This is a genomic window from Methylomagnum sp. (genome assembly GCF_054333355.1).
Genome location: NZ_JBTEKS010000361.1, coordinates 1 through 4,454 on the forward strand (window position 1 = coordinate 1; position 4,454 = coordinate 4,454).

Annotated in this window: 4 protein-coding genes; all 4 read left to right on the forward strand. The window is 66.7% G+C overall.

The annotated features are described in order from the left end of the window. The coding region (locus ACXWUF_RS19220; RefSeq protein WP_458496188.1) for an L-serine ammonia-lyase at positions 1–995 on the forward strand (995 nt) is incomplete at its 5' end. Continuing rightward, positions 989–1,621 (forward strand): alpha-ketoglutarate-dependent dioxygenase AlkB family protein, encoded by a 633-nt coding sequence (locus ACXWUF_RS19225; protein WP_458496189.1) that lies wholly within the window; start codon positions 989–991, stop codon positions 1,619–1,621. The genes ACXWUF_RS19220 and ACXWUF_RS19225, both read left to right, overlap by 7 nt. Before the next feature lie 309 nt (positions 1,622–1,930). Next, positions 1,931–3,925, forward strand: a complete 1,995-nt coding sequence (locus ACXWUF_RS19230) for an ABC transporter substrate-binding protein (RefSeq protein WP_458496190.1) — start codon at positions 1,931–1,933, stop codon at positions 3,923–3,925. Between the two features lie 184 nt (positions 3,926–4,109). Then, the coding region (locus ACXWUF_RS19235; RefSeq protein WP_458496191.1) for an STAS domain-containing protein at positions 4,110–4,454 on the forward strand (345 nt) is incomplete at its 3' end.

The window sequence follows — 4,454 nt, forward strand, 5'->3', positions numbered from 1 at the left end:
CCTACTATTCCCTGGGCGGCGGATTCATCGCCAGCGACCATGAGGCGGACGCCGGGGCGGTCAAGAAAATCGTGACGCCCCATCCCTGCCACAGCGGCGAGGACCTGGCCCGCAACTGCCGGGAGCTGGGGCTGTCGGTCTCCGAGCTCACCTATCTGAACGAGCAGGCGTGGCGCACCCGCTCCGAAATCGACGCGCTGGCTCTGGCGCTATGGAAGGAGATCAAGGAATGCGTGTTCCGGGGCGTCAACAGCGAGGGCTATCTGCCCGGCGGGCTGCGGGTCCGGCGCCGCTCCGCCGACATCAACCGCCGCTTGCTGAACCCCGCCGTTTACGAGGACATCGGCGCCTGGCTGGCGCTCATCCGCCGCCAGCCCCGCGACTTCACCCGCGTCAACACCTGGATTTCCTGCTTCGCCCTGGCGGTCAACGAGGAGAACGCCTCGTTCGGGCGGATCGTGACCGCGCCCACCAACGGCGCGGCGGGGGTCATCCCGGCGGTGCTGATGTACGCGTGGTGCTTCGTCCTCGACTTCGACGAGTCCAAGGTCGTCCGCTTCCTGCTGGTGGCCGGGGAAATCGGCACCCTGTTCAAGAAGAACGCCACCATCTCGGCGGCCATGGGCGGTTGTCAGGCGGAGATCGGCGTGTCGTCCGCCATGGCGGCGGCGGGGCTGGCGGAAGTCTTGGGCGGCACCCCGGACCAAGTGCTGCAAGCCGCTGAAATCGCCATGGAACACCATCTGGGCCTGACCTGCGATCCGGTGGGCGGCTTGGTGCAGATTCCCTGCATCGAGCGCAACAGCATGGGCGCGGTGAAAGCCATCACCGCCGCCAATATCGCCCTGGAGAGCGACCCGGCGGAAGCCAAGGTGAGCCTGGACACGGTGATCCGCACCATGTGGCAGACCGCCCAGGACATGAACAGCCGCTACAAGGAAACCGCCGAGGGCGGCTTGGCGATACAAATCCCGGTGAGCTTGCCGGAATGCTGAGCGGCGACGGCGGGGATTCGGGCGGGTTCCGGCGGCTCATCCAGACCGACGGCGAACTGCTTTATCAGCCGGAGTTCATCGAGGCGGATCGGGCCGACGGCCTGTTCCGGCGCTTGCTCGGGGAAATCGCTTGGCAGGATGACGTCCTCGCCGACGCGGGGCGGTGGGTCAGATTGCCCCGGGCCGTCTGCTGGTATGGCGACGCCGGGGCCGTCTATCCCTACGCGGGCTTCACCCATCGGCCCCAGCCTTGGACGGATACTTTGTTGAGCCTGAAACGGGAGGCCGAGCAGGCCGCCGGGCAGCGTTTCAACGGCGTGCTGTGCAACCTCTACCGGCATGGCGGCGAGGCCATGGGCTGGCACACCGATCTTGAACCCGCGCTGGGGGAGCAACCCGTGATCGCTTCCCTGAGCCTGGGCGCGGAACGGCTGATGCGGTTCCGCCACAACGGCAGCGGGGAACGGGTGGCGTTGCGGCTGGCGAGCGGCAGCCTGTTGATAATGGGCGGGCGGTTGCAGCAGCACTGGCGGCACGCCATCCCGGCCATGCCGGAGGTCCGGGTGGCGCGGATCAATCTCAACTTTAGGGCAATTAAAGCCAGTCATAGGATGGGTGGAGCATAGCGCAACCCATCAGGCCACCCGGCCCGGAGCGCAGGGCAATCGCGCTATGTGATTTTTCTCCCTCTCCCAGAGGCGAGAGGGGAAAAACAGCGGCCCCCGGCATAGCGCGATTGCCCTGGCCCGGAGCGATGGGTTCCGCGAAGCCCCACCCATCCTATGATGCTGCTATACACGGCCACCCGTCATGGCATCGGCCCGCCAGCCCAGGGTTTGCATTGTGACCGTAGCCGAACTACTTTCCATGGGGCGGGCTGTCGGCTTCGGCCCGGCCACCGCCCTCCGGCATTCCCTTTGATACCGAGAACAACCATGCAGGATTCCTTCAAGCGCCTGGCCTTCGCCCTGTTGCTGATTGGCGCGGCGGCGGCGGTGCTGCTCTGGTCCGACCGCCATTCCCGCCAACCCGGCCAACCCGGCCCGCAGGCCATCGCCTCGCGGATTCCCGTCGCCCTGCTACAGCACAGCTCCAACCCGTTGCTGGACGAAACCCGCCAGGGCGTGCTGGACGGGCTGGCCGAGCATGGCTACCGCGACGGCGCCCGGATCGCCATCACCACCTACAACCCGGAGGGCGACTTGCCCACCGGCAACTTGATGGCGCAGAAAATCGCGGGCGGCGGCTACCGGCTGGCGCTGTCCATTTCCACCGTCATGTTGCAGGCGCTCGCCAACGCCAACAAAGCCGGGCGCGTGCCCCATGTGTTCGGCGCGGTCACCTCGCCCGTGGCGGCGGGCGTGGGCGTCAAGGCGCTGGACGGCCTGGACAAGCCGGGCCATCTCACCGGCATCGCCACGCCGCAGCCGGTGGCGGAGATTTTCCGGCTGGCGAAGCAGATCAATCCCGGCCTTAAAACCGTCGGCGTGGTGTGGAACCCGGCGGAAGTGAATTCCGAGGTCTGCACGAAAGCGGCGCGGGCGGTCGCGGCGGAACTGGGACTCACCCTGCTGGAAGCCCCGGTGGAGCAAACCAAGGACGTGCGGGAAGCCGCCGAATCGCTGGTGGCGCGGGGGGCGGAAGCCTTCTGGACCGGCGGCGACGTGACCGTCAACAACGCCGTGGACAGCCTGATTGGCGTGGCCCGCGCCGCCCATATCCCGGTGTTTTCCAATATCGCCGGGCACGCCAAGCGCGGCGGGCTGTTTGATCTCGGTGCCAATTATCACGAGGTGGGCCGGGAGATTGGCCGCATCGCCGCCGACGTGTTGGCGGGGACCGATCCGGCGAAACTGCCGGTGCGGACCTTCATGCCCGACCGCATCATCCTCAACGAGCAGGCCCGGCAAGCCTTGCGCGATGGCTGGCGGTTCGACGACGCTTTGCAGGCCAAGGCGGCGGAAGTGATTCAGGCCGACGGCTCCTCCCGATCCCAGCCTCGACCCGGCGCCGGGGTGTCCGCCCTGGACCACGCCTGGAAGCTCAAGCGGCTGCTGTACGTGGAATCGCCCCCGGCGGAAGACGCGCTGCGCGGCATGGACGATGGCTTCAAGGCCGCTGGCTTGGTGGCCGGGCGGGATTACACCCTGACCGAAGCCTCGGCCCAGGGCGACATGGCGACCCTCCAAACCATGGCCGACGGCGTGGGCGGCGACGCCACCGAGTTGCTCATCACCCTGTCCACGCCCACCCTGCAAACGGTGCTGAACAAGGTGAAGCACCTTCCCATCGTGTTCACCTTCGTGGCCGACCCGTTCGTGGCGGGCGCGGGCACCGACGATGCCCATCATCGGCCCAACGTCACCGGGGTGTATACGCTTGGCCCGTATACCGAGATGGCCGATTTGCTGGCCCGGCATTTCCCCCAATGGCGCCGGATCGGCACCCTGTTTTCCCCGGCGGAAGTGAATTCGGTCCGCAACAAGGAGGTGTTCGTCGCCGAGGCCGCCAAGCACGGCCTGGAGGTGTCCGTGCTGCCGGTCAACTCTTCCGCCGAACTGGCGGACGCGGCCTTGGCGCTGGCTTCCCAGCCCATCGACGCCATCGTGCAGATTCCCGACAACCAGACCGTGGCCGGTTTCACCGCCATCGCCCAGGCCGCCACCCGCGCCAAGAAGCCCTTGTTCGCCTTCACCGACGCCGCCGTCAAGCAGGGCGCGGCCTTGGGGTACACGCTGGATTATTACCAAGCGGGCCAGGACGCCGCCCACAAAGCCGCCGAGATCATGCGCGGCAAGTCGCCGGGGGAGATTCCGTTCAGCCGTCCGTCGAGAATCAGCCTGATTGTGAGCGAGGACAACGCCCGCGCCGTGGGGTTGGAATTGCCGCCAGCGGTCCTCGCCAAGGCGGATCGGCGCATCGCCAAATAGGATGGGTGGAGGCGCACAAGGTCCAGCCAGAATCCCCCGAAATACCGTAACCCATCATCCCAGGCAAGGCGGCATGATGGGTTACGGTGCGCCGGTATTATTTTGATGACCATCGGCCCTAAGCCGCGCATCTCCACCCATCCTATAAAAGAACGAACTAAATAAACCAAAGGGCATTCCCACCATGGAAATCCGAACCCGCCTCGACGGCGAGGAAATGCGCATCGAATTGGAGGGCCGTCTGGACGCGGCCTGGAGCGGCGGCGTCAGCCAAGCGCTGCAAAACACCCTGCACGCGGGCTGCCATCACATCGCCCTGGACTTGTCCGGGGTGTCCTACCTCAGTTCCGCCGGCATCCGGGCGCTGGTGATTCTCGCCAAGCAATTGAAAGGCATCGGCGGACGGCTGCGGCTGCTCGATCCCACCCCGCCCGTCCGCGAGGTGCTAAGGCAGGTGGGCTTCCAATACCTGTTGGACGCCCCGGCCCCGCAGGCCGCGCCCGTTCCAGCCGAATCCGCCCAATCCAGC

Excerpts from the sequence above, each read along its gene's own strand:
- ACXWUF_RS19225 (WP_458496189.1), top strand. The coding sequence starts at position 989 with ATGCTGAGCGGCGACGGCGGGGATTCGGGCGGGTTCCGGCGGCTCATC.
- ACXWUF_RS19230 (WP_458496190.1), top strand. The coding sequence starts at position 1,931 with ATGCAGGATTCCTTCAAGCGCCTGGCCTTCGCCCTGTTGCTGATTGGC.